12 protein-coding genes are annotated in these 14,033 nt (G+C 63.0%); 4 read left to right on the plus strand and 8 right to left on the minus strand.

From position 1 onward, the window contains the following. Positions 1 to 175 precede the first annotated feature (175 nt). Entirely contained in the window at positions 176 to 1,078 is a 903-nt protein-coding gene (locus ACSSNI_RS11205; RefSeq protein WP_448259307.1) for an alpha/beta hydrolase family protein, read from the minus strand. Between the two features lie 99 nt (positions 1,079 to 1,177). Here ACSSNI_RS11205 and ACSSNI_RS11210 point away from each other — a divergent pair, with 99 nt between their 5' ends. Further along, positions 1,178 to 1,759, plus strand: a complete 582-nt coding sequence (locus ACSSNI_RS11210; RefSeq protein ID WP_102836427.1) for a TetR/AcrR family transcriptional regulator — start codon at positions 1,178 to 1,180, stop codon at positions 1,757 to 1,759. A 91-nt stretch (positions 1,760 to 1,850) separates the two neighbouring features. On the opposite strand, the gene ACSSNI_RS11215 is transcribed toward ACSSNI_RS11210, so the two are convergent. Next, positions 1,851 to 2,633 carry an IclR family transcriptional regulator gene (locus ACSSNI_RS11215; RefSeq protein ID WP_448259308.1) on the minus strand — a complete coding sequence of 261 codons (783 nt, stop codon included), beginning with the start codon at positions 2,631 to 2,633 and terminating at the stop codon, positions 1,851 to 1,853. A 617-nt stretch (positions 2,634 to 3,250) separates the two neighbouring features. Here ACSSNI_RS11215 and rpmB point away from each other — a divergent pair. Beyond that, positions 3,251 to 3,487: a 50S ribosomal protein L28 gene (gene rpmB / locus ACSSNI_RS11220; RefSeq protein WP_019339373.1), complete on the plus strand. Its 237-nt coding sequence runs from the start codon at positions 3,251 to 3,253 to the stop codon at positions 3,485 to 3,487. A gap of 11 nt (positions 3,488 to 3,498) precedes the next feature. Next, positions 3,499 to 3,654 (plus strand): 50S ribosomal protein L33, encoded by a 156-nt coding sequence (rpmG, locus tag ACSSNI_RS11225; RefSeq protein WP_025243687.1) that lies wholly within the window; start codon positions 3,499 to 3,501, stop codon positions 3,652 to 3,654. Between the two features lie 196 nt (positions 3,655 to 3,850). Here the strand turns inward: rpmG and aptA are convergent, their stop codons facing one another. Further along, positions 3,851 to 5,170, minus strand: a complete 1,320-nt coding sequence (gene aptA / locus ACSSNI_RS11230; protein WP_448259310.1) for an omega-aminotransferase AptA — start codon at positions 5,168 to 5,170, stop codon at positions 3,851 to 3,853. A 202-nt stretch (positions 5,171 to 5,372) separates the two neighbouring features. On the opposite strand from aptA, the gene ACSSNI_RS11235 reads away from it, so the two are divergent. Then, a complete protein-coding gene (locus tag ACSSNI_RS11235) occupies positions 5,373 to 6,866 on the plus strand; it encodes an aldehyde dehydrogenase (RefSeq protein WP_448259313.1) in 1,494 nt (497 codons plus the stop codon). 96 nt (positions 6,867 to 6,962) lie between these two features. Here ACSSNI_RS11235 and ACSSNI_RS11240 read toward each other — a convergent pair whose 3' ends face one another. Genes ACSSNI_RS11240 through ACSSNI_RS11260 form a run of 5 tightly spaced genes read right to left on the minus strand, consistent with a single transcriptional unit; the run spans position 6,963 to position 13,860 of the window. Then, entirely contained in the window at positions 6,963 to 8,366 is a 1,404-nt protein-coding gene (locus ACSSNI_RS11240; RefSeq protein ID WP_319299531.1) for a glycosyltransferase family 2 protein, read from the minus strand. Beyond that, positions 8,363 to 9,478, minus strand: coding sequence for a HEAT repeat domain-containing protein (locus tag ACSSNI_RS11245; protein ID WP_178114612.1), 1,116 nt, complete (start codon positions 9,476 to 9,478; stop codon positions 8,363 to 8,365). The genes ACSSNI_RS11240 and ACSSNI_RS11245 overlap by 4 nt, the downstream gene beginning before the upstream one ends. After that, a complete protein-coding gene (locus ACSSNI_RS11250) occupies positions 9,468 to 10,607 on the minus strand; it encodes a YaiO family outer membrane beta-barrel protein (protein ID WP_448259316.1) in 1,140 nt (379 codons plus the stop codon). Before ACSSNI_RS11250 ends, ACSSNI_RS11245 begins: the two co-directional genes overlap by 11 nt. Beyond that, on the minus strand, positions 10,604 to 10,993 hold the full coding sequence (locus ACSSNI_RS11255; protein WP_064480983.1) for a response regulator transcription factor: 390 nt from the start codon (positions 10,991 to 10,993) through the stop codon (positions 10,604 to 10,606). The genes ACSSNI_RS11250 and ACSSNI_RS11255 overlap by 4 nt, the downstream gene beginning before the upstream one ends. Beyond that, positions 10,990 to 13,860, minus strand: coding sequence for an ATP-binding protein (locus tag ACSSNI_RS11260; protein ID WP_448259317.1), 2,871 nt, complete (start codon positions 13,858 to 13,860; stop codon positions 10,990 to 10,992). Before ACSSNI_RS11260 ends, ACSSNI_RS11255 begins: the two co-directional genes overlap by 4 nt. Between the last annotated feature and the right edge of the window lie 173 nt (positions 13,861 to 14,033).

The following is a 14,033-nucleotide window of genomic DNA, read 5'->3' on the forward strand; positions in this document are numbered from 1 at the left end:
GGGTTTTTTTGTCAGAGCAAACGTTGGTAAGGAACGGCACCCGGTAGGGTGGATGTCGCCTTTCACATCCACGCGGGCGGTTTGGCGATCATAGGGTGGATCGGTGGAGCGTGATCCACCCTATGATCGCAGGCGTGTATAGCGGCTCACGTAGATCTGGTTGGTGGCAATGAGGCTACGTCGCCGATGCCAGCGCACCAGTCTGGCCCTGGTGGCTCTGCTCCAACTCAGGCAGCAAATAATCCGTCCACAACGTTGGCGCGAAGGCTCGGCGAAAGAAGCCGAAGTGGCCGATGCGATCTGCGCCGACTTCACTGGGCGAGATCCGGCGCATGGTCTTTGGCGCGCCGGTGTAGAAGCCATGCAACGATTCCGTGTTGCGTGCCGACATCATCTCGTCATCGGTGAATGACAACGACGTCAGCGGCGTGCGCACGGCGGAGAAGGCCTGGCGCATCGGCTCACCTTCGATACCGACCAGATAGTCGGGGTGCAAGCACCAACGCCGCCATTGGCGAATGACGCCAGCAGGCAGGTCGCCCACGGCGCCGATACGGTCCCCCGGAAAGTAGCCGGCAATCGCCGTGAGCGCCGGCGCCAGGCCGTGCCAGAGCAACCAAGCCTTGCGCCGGATCTGCGGGCTGTTCTCACGCCAGTAGCCGCTGCCCGCCGCAATGGTGACGATGCGGCTCAGCCGTTCATGGCCGTCGACCAGCGGCAGGATCTGCGCGCCAACGCTATGTCCGACCCAGTAGATCGGCAGCTCGCCAGCGGCTTCCACCACGGTCGCGAGCACCGCGCTGCAGTCGTGGCGGGCCCAGTCGAGGATGTCGACCTTCAATTGACGCAGCGGTATCTGGCGGGAGCGGCCCATGCCCAGATAATCGAAGGTGACAACAAGATAGCCCTGGTCGACGAGCCAGCCGGCAAAAGTGGCGTAGAAACCTTGTTTGACACCCATCGCCGGGGCGATCAGCACCGCACCGCGGGGCGCGCCGTCTGGTTGATACCAGTGGCTGGAAATCGGGTGGCCATTGCCGTTGTCGATCGAGCGCTCTTCTGCCTGTATCGTCGCCATCTTGTTGTTCTCCCTATTCTGGGTTTGCCGCGAGCAATGCAGTATACGAACACCAGAATATAATTCTAGAAAAATATTCTAGTCGCTTGTGGAGGTTGGATGGCTCGCAGTAGCCGTAAACAGGAAATCTTGCAGGCTGCGCTCGCCTGTTTCACCGAGTGTGGCGTTGAGGCGACCACCATCGAGATGATTCGCGACCGTTCCGGCGCGAGCATCGGCAGCCTGTATCACCATTTCGGCAATCGTGAGCGGATCATCGCGGCGCTGTATCTGGAAGGCATCGGTGAATACGCCGCGTTGCTGGAGGCTGGACTAATCGAGACGCTGGATGCCGAGGCGTGCGTGCGGCTGTTCGTGACCAGTTATATCGACTGGGTGGTGGCGAACCCTGATTGGGCCCGCTTCGTCCTGCATAACCGTGGGCGGGTCGAGGCCGGGGAGATGGGTGAACGGCTGCGCGAGGTCAATCAGGCCCATGGCGAGCGCGTCAGCGCGATCTTGCGTCGACACCGGGAGAGCGGCGCCTTCAGACGGATGCCGGGTGATTGCTTTCTGGCCGTGGTGATCGGGCCCTGCCACGACATGGCCCGCAACTGGCTGGCCGGACGTTCACGTACAGCGCTGGCGGATTGCCGCGAATTGCTCGCGGACATCGCCTGGGCCAGCGTCAGGGCTCAGTGATGGATTGCAGCGTGTCGCGAACGCTTTCGCTGATGACGCTGGATGGCTCCCGGAGCCCTAGACGTGGGCCCTTGTCTGGCTGGGCAGCCGATCAGACACCCAGGCTTTCGATATCGCGTGCGAGCATTTCCAGCTGATGCGCCAGTGAGCCCCGCAGGGTTTCTTCACTGAGCTGGAAGGACGGTGCGCCGCAGGTCAGCGCCATGATGCTGCCGTCGGCCAGGTGCAACGGCACGCCGGCGGCCATCACGTTGCGGTCCCAGTCGCCGAGCGACAGGCAGAAGCCGTGCTGGCGGAACTCGGCAAAGGAGCCGTCCAGAGACTGCCTCATGTTTGCCCAGTCGTCTCCGTATTTGGTTTCCAGCGCCCCCATCAGGTGTTCGCGCTCCTTGTCCGGGGTCGCGGCGAGGAAGGCGCGGCCTGCCGCCGTGGTGGCCAGGGGCAGGCGTACACCGGCGTCCATGCGCAGCGTCGAAACTTCGGCCGGCCGGCAGTTTTCGATATAAATCATCGACAACCGGTCACGGCAGGTGAGCCCCACCGAGGTGTTGGTGCGACGGGAGAACTCGTCCATGTACGGTTTGGCCAGCTGGCGCACGCGCAAGTTGGAGACGTAGGCATAACCGAGCGCCAGTACGCCTGAGTCGAGCTGATACTTTTCCAGCTGCGGCGAGTAGCTTAGGTAACCGAGCTTGGTCAGGGTATAGGTCATGCGCGACACCGTCGGCTTCGGTAGCCCGGTGATGCGTGCAATATCCTGGTTGCCCATGACCACCGAGCCGTGAGTGAAGGCACGCAACACATCCAGCCCGCGCGAAAGCGCTTCGACGAATTTGCGGTCCTTGGGAGTATCGGTGTCTTCGATGTTGCTCATGGTGGTGTCGGTCTGTCTGGTGGTAGGGCGGCGGCGCGCACGATAGCAGATCGCCCATTGCTCGGCAGGGCGGGCTTTGCCAAACGGGCAGGCCAGCGTTGGAAGCCGACTGCGGCTACGAGGTAAACGCCAATTTGGTCATGATAGCCGAAATTAACGGTCCTGCATTCCGCACAGTAAAACGCTGGTTCGCTTATGGTGAGAAAATTGCTGTTAGTTGCTTCGTCTAGCTCGTTGCCTACAGATAGGATTCGGCGCTAACGGCCTCGCTCCGCGCGTTTACGGAGTGGCGCTCGGTGGACTTTGTCGTTCTGACAGCTTCCTATATAGAAGTGGGCAATCACGCAGGCGACGAACGGTTTCTCCCGGCGAGCCTCGCCAGGCGTGGGCCGGGAAGAAATTGAGCCAGAACAGGCCGACGGCGAAAAGTCACACCGCGCTTGTTGCTCGGGGGGCTTTCTGATATAAAGCAGCGCTCTTTTCTAGGGGCCCGGTTTCTTCGCTTGCCGCGTAGCCGGTAAGACCCCAACGAAACGTGGCGCTGAGCGCCAAATGACAATTGAATTCAAGCGGCCAACCCATGCCGGGTTGGGCATGTGGTTTTAGAGGGCTGAGGCATGTCGAGAGTCTGTCAAGTTACCGGTAAGGGTCCGGTAACCGGGAACAACATTTCCCACGCGAACAACAAAACCCGTCGTCGTTTTCTGCCGAACCTGCAGCATCACCGCTTCTGGGTCGAGTCCGAGAACCGCTTCGTACGTCTGCGCCTGACTGCCAAAGGCATGCGCGTTATCGACAAGCGCGGCATCGACGCCGTTCTGGCTGAACTCCGCGCTCGCGGCGAAAAGGTTTAAGGAGAAATATCATGCGTGACCTGATCCGTTTGGTGTCCAGCGCCGGTACCGGCCATTTCTACACCACCGACAAGAACAAGCGCACCACCCCCGACAAGCTCGAAATCAAGAAATTCGATCCTGTCGTACGTAAGCACGTGATGTACAAGGAAGCCAAGATCAAGTAATTGATCGGCCCTTGAAGAAAAACCCGCCACTAGGCGGGTTTTTTCGTTTTTACAGCGCCATGTGCGCCATCTTCAGGTTTTGGTGCTGGGGTGAGAGCCGCCCTGTACAGCCGGGAAGGGGCGACTAGTTCGGGCACGCGTTGCATCGAGCGCCCTTGTCGATCGAATGATCGCACCCGCCCCGGTCACCGCTTTGTCAGCCGGCCTTGCGGATGGCGCCAGCCAGGCGCTCGATCATCGCATCGATGTGCTCGCGCTCGACAATCAAGGCCGGCGACAAGGCAATGGTGTCGCCACTGGCGCGGGCCAGCAGGCCATCTTCGAAACACTGGCGGAACACCTCGTAGCCGCGCTTTCCAACGCCGTCGGCGTGCGCTGCGAATTGAACGCCGGCGACCAGCCCAACCGTGCGAATATCGGTCACGTTCGGAAGCCCCTGCAGGCTGAACAGGGCGTCTTGCCAGTAACCTTCGATCTCGATGGCTTTCTGGAACAGATTCTCCCGCTGGTAGATTTCCAGGGTCGCCAGAGCGGCTGCGCAGGCCACCGGATGGCCGGAGTAGGTGTAGCCGTGGAAGAACTCGATGGTGCTTTCCGGGCCCTGCATGAAGGCCTCATGAATCTTCTCGTCAACCAGCACCGCACCCATGGGTATCGCGCCGTTGGTCAGGCCCTTGGCACAGGTGAGGATGTCCGGCGTCACGCCCCAGCGCTGTGCGGCGAAGGCCTCGCCAACCCGCCCGAAGCCGGTGATCACTTCATCGAAGATCAACAGAATGCCGTGCTTGCGGGTGATCTCGCGCAAGCGTTGCAAGTAGCCAGCCGGCGGCAGGATCACGCCGGCCGAACCGGACATTGGCTCGACGATCACGGCGGCGATGTTTTCGGCACCATGCAAGGTGACCAGACGTTCCAGCTCATCGGCTCTTTCCACCCCATGCTCGGGCAAGCCGCGGGTGAACGCATTGCGCTGCAGATCGAGCGTATGCGGCAGGTGATCGACGCCCGGCAGCAGTGCGCCAAAGGCCTTGCGGTTGTTGGTCATGCCGCCCACCGAGATGCCGCCAAAGCCGACGCCGTGATAGGCCAGCTCCCGGCCGATCAGACGGGTGCGGCTGCCCTGGCCGATCGCACGCTGGTAGGCCAGGGCGATCTTCAGCGCCGTATCGGCCGATTCTGATCCCGAGTTGGTGAAGAACACCCGGTTGAGTCCGGCGGGGCTGATCTGTGCGAGCCGCTCGGCCAGTTCGAAGGGCAGCGGGTGGCCCATCTGAAAGGTGGGTGCGAAGTCCATATGCGCAATCTGCCGGCTTACCGCCTCGCTGATCTCGCGTCGGCCATGTCCTGCGTTGCAACACCAGAGGCCAGCGGTGCCATCGATCACCTGGCGGCCATCGGTGTCCGTGTAGTACATGCCCTCGGCGCGCTCCAGCAGGCGCGGGCTGCCCTTGAACTGACGGTTGGCAGTGAAGGGCATCCAGAAATGTTCGGCGGATGTGGCGTGATCGTGGGCCATGATTGCTCCGGCAAGGCGACGGGTTCGACGGCTATGCTGTAGCGCGACATCACCCAGGCGCCCAGCGGTTTTGGCGAGTCTATGTTTAATAAAACGAACAAAACAAGGCTGAAAAGGCTGCCGCGTAAAAAATATTGATAGGCCTGGTGCTGCTGGTTTAGGGTGCCTTTCTGATTATTCGACAGATTACTGAGGACGCCCCATGACCACCCTGACACTTGCCGATTGGCAACAGCGTGCCCGCGACCTGCGCATCGAAGGCCGGGCCTTCATCCAGGGCGAATACACTGCGCCCAGCGCCGGCGCCAGCTTCGACTGCATTAGCCCGGTCGATGGGCGAGTGCTGGCTCAGGTGGCGAGCTGTGACGAGGCGGATGCCGATCGCGCCGTGATCAGTGCGCGCATGGCCTTCGAGTCTGGCGTCTGGTCACGGATGGCGCCGGCCAAACGCAAGGCCACGATGATTCGCTTTGCCAGCCTGATCCAGGCCAACGCTGAAGAACTCGCGCTGCTGGAAACCCTGGACACGGGCAAGCCGATCGGCGATTCGCTGAATGTCGACATGCCTGGCTCGGCCAATGCGCTGCGCTGGTCGGGCGAGGCGATCGATAAGATTTACGACGAAGTGGCGGCCACGCCCCATGATCAGCTGGGCCTGGTGACACGCGAGCCGGTGGGTGTGGTGGCGGCCATTGTGCCTTGGAATTTCCCGCTGATGATGGCTTGCTGGAAGCTGGGCCCGGCGCTGGCCACCGGCAACTCGGTCGTCCTCAAGCCGTCCGAAAAGTCTCCACTCACCGCCATTCGCGTCGCGCAGCTGGCCATCGAGGCAGGCATCCCGCCCGGCGTTCTCAATGTGTTGCCGGGCTACGGCCACACCGTAGGCAAGGCGCTGGCGCTGCATATGGATGTCGACACGCTGGTGTTCACCGGATCCACCCGGGTTGCCAAGCAATTGATGATCTACGCCGGTGAGTCGAACATGAAGCGTGTCTGGCTGGAGGCCGGCGGCAAGAGCCCGAACATCGTCTTTGCCGACGCCCCGAATCTGCAGGCCGCTGCTGCGTCGGCTGCCGGTGCCATTGCCTTCAATCAGGGCGAAGTCTGCACCGCGGGCTCACGGCTGCTGGTCGAGAGTTCGGTCAAGGAGCGCTTTCTGCCGATGGTGGTCGAGGCGCTTAAAGGCTGGAAGCCGGGCAATCCGCTGGATCCGGCCACCAATGTTGGCGCGCTGGTCGATACCCAGCAGCTCGATACGGTGCTTGGCTACATCGAGGCCGGTCGCAACGATGGCGCCAAGGTGCTGATCGGCGGCCAGCGGACGATGCAGGACACGGGCGGTCTTTACGTCGAGCCGACCATCTTCGACGGCGTCAGCAATGCAATGAAAATTGCCCGTGAAGAGATCTTCGGGCCGGTGCTGTCGGTGATCACCTTCGATACGGCGGCTGAAGCAGTGGCCATCGCCAATGACACGCCCTACGGTCTCGCTGCCGCCGTCTGGACGGCTGACCTGTCCAAGGCGCACCTGACCGCCAAGGCGCTGCGGGCTGGCAGTGTCTGGATCAATCAGTATGACGGCGGCGACATGACTGCGCCGTTTGGCGGCTTCAAGCAGTCCGGCAACGGCCGCGACAAATCCTTGCATGCCTTCGACAAGTACACCGAACTGAAGGCGACCTGGATCAAGCTGTAAAGACATCCGTAGGGTGGAGGTCGCTTTTTACCTCCACTTTGCTGCACAGCAAGGGTGGATCGATAACGCTTCATCCACCCTACGGTTTCTCGGCGTTTAGCTTTGCCCCCACTGCCCGCTACGACGCATGGCGCCCCATTGATGCTTGCGCCGTGAAAACCATTGCCAGAGTCCACGGCAGCGCCAGAGGGTGTTCAGTTGGCGGTAACCGAAATTCTCCAGCACGGCCATGAGAAACAGCCGTAGCATGTCGCGGCGCCGCTCGTAGACGCGGAATGACAGGGTTTCCAACAGCAAGCCGTTGACCGAGAGCAGAATGCCCATGCCGATGGCGACCAGCAGAAAGGCGGTCAGCGCCGTGTAGGACACCACGCCAAAAATGAACCCGCCGATCATGAATCCGTAACCCACCAGCTCGATCAGCGGGCCCAGCCATTCGAACAGGGCCATGAACGGCCAGGCCAGCCAGCCGGGCGTTCCACCGCGAAGGCTGAAGGCGAGGCGGGCGTGACGGCCCAGACTCTCGGCAAGCCCGCGTTGCCAGCGACTGCGCTGACGGCCGAGGGTGCCAAGGTCTTCCGGGCATTCGGTCCAGCAGATCGGGTCGGGCAAGTAACGGATGCGGTAGGGAATGCGCTTTTCCCGATGATAGCGATGCAGCCGCACCACCAGCTCCATGTCCTCGCCAACCGTGTCGGTGCGATAGCCGCCTACGGCCATGACCCGTTCCTTGTCGAACAGACCAAAGGCGCCGGAGATGATCAGCACGGCGTTCATCGGCGACCAGCCGAGCCGACCGAACAGAAAGGCCCGCAGGTATTCAACGATCTGGAAGCGCGCCAGCCAGTTGCTCGGCAATCCGGCGCGGATGAGGAAGCCACCGCGTACCTCGGAGCCATTGGCGATACGCACCGTGCCGCCCGCCGCAACGGTGCGTTCGTCTTCGAGAAAGGGTTGGACCACGCGCAACAAGCTGTCGCGCTGCAGAATCGAATCGGCATCCACCCCGCAGAACAAGCCGTGCCGCGCGGCGTTGATGCCGGCATTCAGCGCATCGGCCTTGCCGCCGTTGGCCTTGTCGATGACCCGCAGATTGGCGTAGCGCCGTGATCGGTAGATCGCCTGCACCGGCTGATGGGCCACGGCCTGACGCAGCGGCTCGGGGTGCGGCACCAACTCGAACTCCTCGATCAGCACCGCGAGGGTGTCGTCCTTCGAACCGTCGTTGATCACCACCACTTCGAATTCGGGGTACTGCAGCTGCAGCATCGAGCGCACCGAGGTACGGATCGTCGCTTCTTCGTTGAACGCAGGCATCAGTACCGAGACCGGCGGCTCTACGCCCAGATAGGGCGCGATCTCGCCGGTTTCGGCACGTTGGCGGATGTAGCCCATCAGGCTGATCATCGATAGCACGTTGAGCAGCAGGTACATGCCGTTGAGCAGCAGGAAATAAACGATGAAGCCCAGTTGCAGCCACCACAGCCAGTCGATAGTCACCGCCTGACCTCCGCCATGGCGCGACGCAGGGCGTCTTGCCCGTAGCGATCATGCACTTGCCTGAACAGCGTCTGCAGCCGTTCCGCAGTGGCGCCCGGTAGGGTGGCCAGACTGTCTGCGGCGGCCTGGCGAACCCACCAGCTGGGGTCGCCCAGTAACGGCATGAACAGTTCGCTGTCGTCTCCGCGGGCTTGTTTATGCAGGGCTTGCAGGGCAGCCAGGCGCACATTCTCGTGGCGGTGTTGCAGAGCGCGCAGCAGCCGACCGCGGTCACGTGGATCGCCCAGCTCGCAGAGGCAGCGCAGCGCAACCTGCAACTGCTCAGGCGCCGCGTCCTCTTCCAGCCGCGCGCGGGCCCAGGGCGCGGCGTGACGGGGGTCGCCATGCACCAGCAAAGGCACCAGTCGCTCGCGGCGCGGATCTTCGGAGCCGGAGAGGGTGACCAGCAATGGCAAGGTCACCGCCTGCTCACCGGCCTGCTGACAGAGGCTCGCCAGGCGCGGCAAGGCCCAGTCGGGGCGGGTCACGGCGGTTGGCAAGATCAGCTGCATGGCGCGTGCCGCGTCCATCGCAATCAACGTTTGCGCCGCGGCCAGTGAAACGGTCACGTTGCGGTTCATCAGCAATGGTTGTACGGCTTGCCAATGGGCGGGGTCGGCCAGATGACGTAGACAGGTCAGGCCGATCAGTTTGCTGCGGACCCGGCCGCGCAGCAGCGCCAGGGCCTGTTGGTCCATCCCCAACGCGACCAGCGCGTGGTTCATCCGCTCACGTGCTGCGCCGCGAAGCTGCAGCTGGGTTCGGTTCCACTGCAGCAGAAACCACAGCTGGTGACCCCGCGGCAGCGCAGGAGCCGGCTCTGGCAGCTCGTCACCCAGGCTGCACAGGGCAAAGAAGGGTCGCCACTGGTCGTTGAAGGTTTGCCGCCGTGCTGAGCGGCGCCGAGCGACCTCACCGAGCAGCATGACCTGGAACATCACCAACAGCGTCAGCGCACCCAGGCTCAGAGCGCAATAAAGAGCCAGTTGCAGCATGCCGTCTTCGGGCCAGATGCCCAGCCAGGCTTTGCGCGGCGCCTCGCACAGCCAGACCGGGCAGGACTCAGAAAGCATGTCGCAGGCCGAGTTGCAGCCAGCGCCGCGTGTAATAGTCGCCCTGGCGATGCTGGCCGACTTCCCAGGTCAGCGCCCAGCGGCTGTCCAGCCAATGGCGGCCCTGCAGGCTGAGGGCGCGTACGTCGCTGGTGATCAGCTGCTGTTCCTCGACCGCTTCTTCCTCACCGATGGTTAGGCGCAGGCCGGCATAGCTGAGGCCTGCATAGTAGTAGTCCAGCGCCAGATCATGGCCGACCGGCGTTCCGGCATTGGCCACGTCAGTGACGTTCAATGTGTAACCCGCCCGCCATGAGTCCCAGTAGCGTTCGGCGCTGAGGGCCAGCCGCTCGACGCGGGTGGTCTCGTATTCGGTACGGCGCACGCTGACAGCACCGAGGAAGCCCGCCGGTAGTCGCCGTTGCAGACGTAGATCGGCATGCCATTCGGGCAGGAAATAGGGCGAAGGCTGATAGCCGACTTCGGGTTGCAGCGTCCAGTTGTCGTCCAGCGCGATCACCGCGCCCGCCTCGACGCCCTGGTCCCATTCGCCAAAGCGCTGCTCGCGCAGCAGTGCGCCGTACCAGCCGAGCCCTTCCGGTTGCGTCGAGGTGTAATCCAGCCGTTGGCTGCGCCAGTTGTCGAAGCCGCTGTCCAACCAGTCCTGGCGGGCTGAAAGCTCCAGTTCATGTCGCCGTTGTGCCGTGGTGGCGCTGGCAGCCGGCGCTGTGGTCGTGATGGGCGAGGTCAGCGATGCCCGTGCTTGCTGCATCGCCTGCTGGACGTCCGCATAATCCGGTGCGATCTCCGCGGCGCGCTCCAGCGAGACCAGGGCTGCCTGGGGGCGACCTGCCCACAGCAATGCCTGGCCCTGCCCGAGCAGGTAGTCGGCGTTATCCGGCTCGCGTTCCAACAGCTGCTCATAGAGTGGCAATGATTGCTCGGGTTGTCCTTGCCAGGCGCGCACCCGGGCCAGCAGGTACAGCGCCTCGCTGTCGCCGGGTTGCCTTGCCAGTTGCGCTTCCAGAGTCGCTGCCGCGGCGCCGAGTTGCTGGGCATCGACCTGGCGTTGGGCGGTCGCGACGTCGGCCAGTGCCATGGAGGACAGCAGGCATGCGGGCAATGCCAAGGTAAATGCCGTTCGCATCATCGTGGACGCCTCAGCAGACGACGGATACGCGCCAGCAGTTCCTCCGGCTGGAAAGGCTTGGTGACGTAATCGTCGGCGCCCAGTTCCAGCGCCCGGACGATGTCCGCCTCGCGAGCCTTGGCGGTCAGCATCAACACCGGCACCTGTGCCCAACCGGCCTGTGCGCGGAGCCGCTCGATCAGCTCCAACCCGTCGTGGTAGGGCAGCATGATGTCCATCAGGGTCAGATCGGGCGGGCTCGATGTGGTGATCTTCTCAATGGCCTGGCGGCCATCTGCCGCGTGATCGACAACAAATCCGTGCCGTTCAAGCATGAAGCGAATGAGAAACGCGATGTCCTCCTCGTCCTCAACCATCAAGATGCGCTGGCTAGCGGAGTCGCTCATGCGTTGACCTCTTCGGAAATCTGGGTTTGGCTGGGCGGCCATGTCTGCAGCAGTTGCTGGATCAGCGCGGCGAGCTCGTCGCCGTCATGGCGAGACTTGACCAGCTGGCGCAGGGCCAGGCGGCTGTCGTGCACCGGTGAATCCAGTGCGGAAAATATGATCACCGGCGGGGGCGGCGTGCTTTGGGCCAGCTGATCGAACAATTCGCTGCCGTCGCCGTCGGGCAGCATCAGGTCGATGATCGCCAGGTCGAAGTGTTGCTCGTCTATCAGGTGACGAGCCTCGGTAAGCGTAGAGGCTCCATGGAGATCAATCGCCAATGGCTCGACCAGCCGGGCGAGCAGAACGCGCAGATCCTCATCGTCCTCTACATGAAGAATACGCGGGCGGGCTCCGTTGGTTCTGAGGCAGGCCTGCACCACCTCCATGACCCGTGACGGGTCGACCGGCTTGTGCAACCAGTCGATCACTCCGACAGCCCCGCCGCGCAAGGCGCCATCGTCATTGTCGCGACGTTGTGGCTGCAGGCTGACAATCAGCACCGGCAGATGCCGATAGGCATTCTGGCTGCGCAGGTTCTGCAGAAAGGCGATGCTGTCTTCGTCGCTCAGTGCAGGGCTCAGCGTCAGTGCCTGGATGCTGAACTCGGCCAGCATTTCTCGCGCTTGGGCCGCCGTGTCGGCGATCAAGGTGCCGTACCCGTGTTGCTGCAGTGCAGTCGCCAGTTGTTCGGCGGCAGCTGCGTCGGGTTCAAGGACGAGGATACGTTCGACCGGTCCATTCTTGCCCGCCTGCGGCAGCGCTTGCGCAACGGTTGGCGGGCTGGCTGACGGAGTCGACGCGACAGGCAGACGGAGCCAGAAACGCGTGCCTTGGCCTTGCTGTGAGTCGAAGCCAATCCGACCGTGCATCTGCTGCACCAGGGAACGGGTGATCGCCAGGCCCAGCCCGGTGCCACCACGCTTGCGAGCGTCGGAGGAGTCGGCCTGGGCGAACCGCTCGAATATGCGGGCGCGGAAGTCTTCTGGAATGCCTTGCCCCTGGTCCTGAACGCCGATCTCCAGGCTGTCGCCGTGGCGACGTACATCGACACTGACGACACCGCCAGCCGGTGAGTGCTTGATCGCATTGGACAGCAGATTGGCCATCACCTGGGCGAAGCGGTCTGGATCTAGGTTCGCTTCGCCCAGGTGCGCGCCGTTTGGCGTCACGAGAACAAGACCGACGCCGTACTCATCGCCGTACGGCTTGAGATCGACCAATGCCTGTTCAACCAGCGTCAGCACCTCGCAGCGGGCAAAGTGGAACGGCAAGCGCCCGGCTTCGAGTTTTTCGATGTCGAGGATGTCGTTGATCAGTCGGACCAGGCGCTCGCTGTTCTTGTGAGCGATGTCCAGCAGTGGTCGAGCGCCTGCGTCGATCTCGCCGGCAACGCCGCCGACCAGCATGCCCAGTGCGCCGCGAATCGCAGTCAGAGGGGTCCGTAGCTCATGGCTGACGGTGGAGATGAATTCGGTCTTCATCTGCTCCATGCGTCGCCTGAGCGACATGTCGACCGCAACGGTCACGACATAGCAGGCCCCGTTGGACATGGTCATGGGGCGCTTGACCACCTGCAGCCAGCGCTCCTGGCCTTGCGTATCGGTGAGGCCGACCTCGGTGATGCGCAGTTCGCCACTGCCACACAGCAGCTCGGCCTCGCCCTGCAACAGTGGCAATAGCAGTTTCGCCCCAGTGATGTCTTCGGCCCGGCGACCTTCAATGGCCTCGGGTCGGATATCAAGCAGGGCGGCAAAGGCACTGTTGCACAGCAGGAAACGCCCCAGCTCGTCACGCACGAAGATCAGATTCTCATCAGTGTCGACGACCCGTCGCAGGAAAACTTTCTGGTCCTCGAGCGTATCGCGGTTGCGTTGCAGCTCGGACACGTCCCGTGCAATTGCAAGGTGATCACCGAGACCGGTCGGCACCAGACGAACCTCGAAGATCCGCTGCCGATCCAGTTCGCACCAGGTGGTCTGGCGCAGCTGGAGCGAGTTATCGGTTTGGGGAAGCAGCCCGAGCAACAGCGGCTCGATGGTCTGGGCCGCCGGAGCCTGCACCGCGTCTCCTTGCGACAGGGCGGTGATCCTGCGCTGGCCGTCGATGGCGTAGAGGTAGTCGGGAACCGCCTGCAGCAGGGCGCCCAGACGCGCCTCGCCGGCTTGTGCCTTGGTCGCCAGGGCCTGACGAATCTGCAGGTTGCGGCGGATGGCCCAGAACGCGGCCAGGGACAACGCTGCAACCAGCAGGCTGCCGATCAGTGCAAGCGTGCGGCTGTGTGCGATGGTTTCGGTCACGGCCTGATTGGCGGCGGCGAGCTGCTTGCGCTCCTGTCGCTCGACCGCATCGAGCAACGCACGCAGGCGATCCATGATCAGTTTGCCGCCGGCCTGGTGCAGGCGTTCGGCCGCCGCTTGCAAGCCGGCAGTGCGGCGCGTCTGGATGTTGCCGGCGGCTATCAGCAGACGCTCGGCGATATTGCGATCCAGTTGCTCGAACCAGCGCTGGTCCGGAAAGGTCCGTTGCTCCAGGAGCCCCTGCAGCTTGCGGCGGTGCGCCTCAATCTGCCGTAGTCCGAGTTCATAGGAATCGAGGTAGTCGGGATCGCCGGTCAGGACGAAGCCGCGCGACCCGGTTTCGATGTCCTGCAGTGAAGACAGCATCGACTGGGTCGCGGTGATGATTTCCAGGCTATGGCTGACCGAGAGATTGGTCGCCAGAACCTGTTCCTGGGTTTGCTTGCCTTGCCAGCCCAATGCGACGAGCAGAATGAAGGCGATCAGGAACGCGAGCCAATGCCAGCTGATCTGGGTTCTTGCGGGCAAACCGGAACTCCTTTCGCCGGTTGAACGAATAGGGACGGCTTCGAAGGCTGGAGCCAGCGCAGGCGTGCCGTCGCCTGCCAGCGCCTGCGAACCGGCCGCGACTGCTATGCAGTGTAGTTGGAGTCCTCAATCGCGTGACGGTTCGCTCGTTTTTCCCGCCAGCCAGCTCGGGT

Source organism: Stutzerimonas tianxiuensis (genome assembly GCF_053470365.1).

What these genes read in the sequence shown, in the direction of transcription:
- ACSSNI_RS11205 (WP_448259307.1), bottom strand. Translation starts at nt 1,078, where the DNA reads ATGGCGACGATACAGGCAGAAGAGCGCTCGATCGACAACGGCAATGGC.
- ACSSNI_RS11210 (WP_102836427.1), top strand. Translation starts at nt 1,178, where the DNA reads ATGGCTCGCAGTAGCCGTAAACAGGAAATCTTGCAGGCTGCGCTCGCC.
- ACSSNI_RS11215 (WP_448259308.1), bottom strand. Translation starts at nt 2,633, where the DNA reads ATGAGCAACATCGAAGACACCGATACTCCCAAGGACCGCAAATTCGTC.
- rpmB (WP_019339373.1), top strand. Translation starts at nt 3,251, where the DNA reads ATGTCGAGAGTCTGTCAAGTTACCGGTAAGGGTCCGGTAACCGGGAAC.
- rpmG (WP_025243687.1), top strand. Translation starts at nt 3,499, where the DNA reads ATGCGTGACCTGATCCGTTTGGTGTCCAGCGCCGGTACCGGCCATTTC.
- aptA (WP_448259310.1), bottom strand. Translation starts at nt 5,170, where the DNA reads ATGGCCCACGATCACGCCACATCCGCCGAACATTTCTGGATGCCCTTC.
- ACSSNI_RS11235 (WP_448259313.1), top strand. Translation starts at nt 5,373, where the DNA reads ATGACCACCCTGACACTTGCCGATTGGCAACAGCGTGCCCGCGACCTG.
- ACSSNI_RS11245 (WP_178114612.1), bottom strand. Translation starts at nt 9,478, where the DNA reads ATGCTTTCTGAGTCCTGCCCGGTCTGGCTGTGCGAGGCGCCGCGCAAA.
- ACSSNI_RS11250 (WP_448259316.1), bottom strand. Translation starts at nt 10,607, where the DNA reads ATGATGCGAACGGCATTTACCTTGGCATTGCCCGCATGCCTGCTGTCC.
- ACSSNI_RS11255 (WP_064480983.1), bottom strand. Translation starts at nt 10,993, where the DNA reads ATGAGCGACTCCGCTAGCCAGCGCATCTTGATGGTTGAGGACGAGGAG.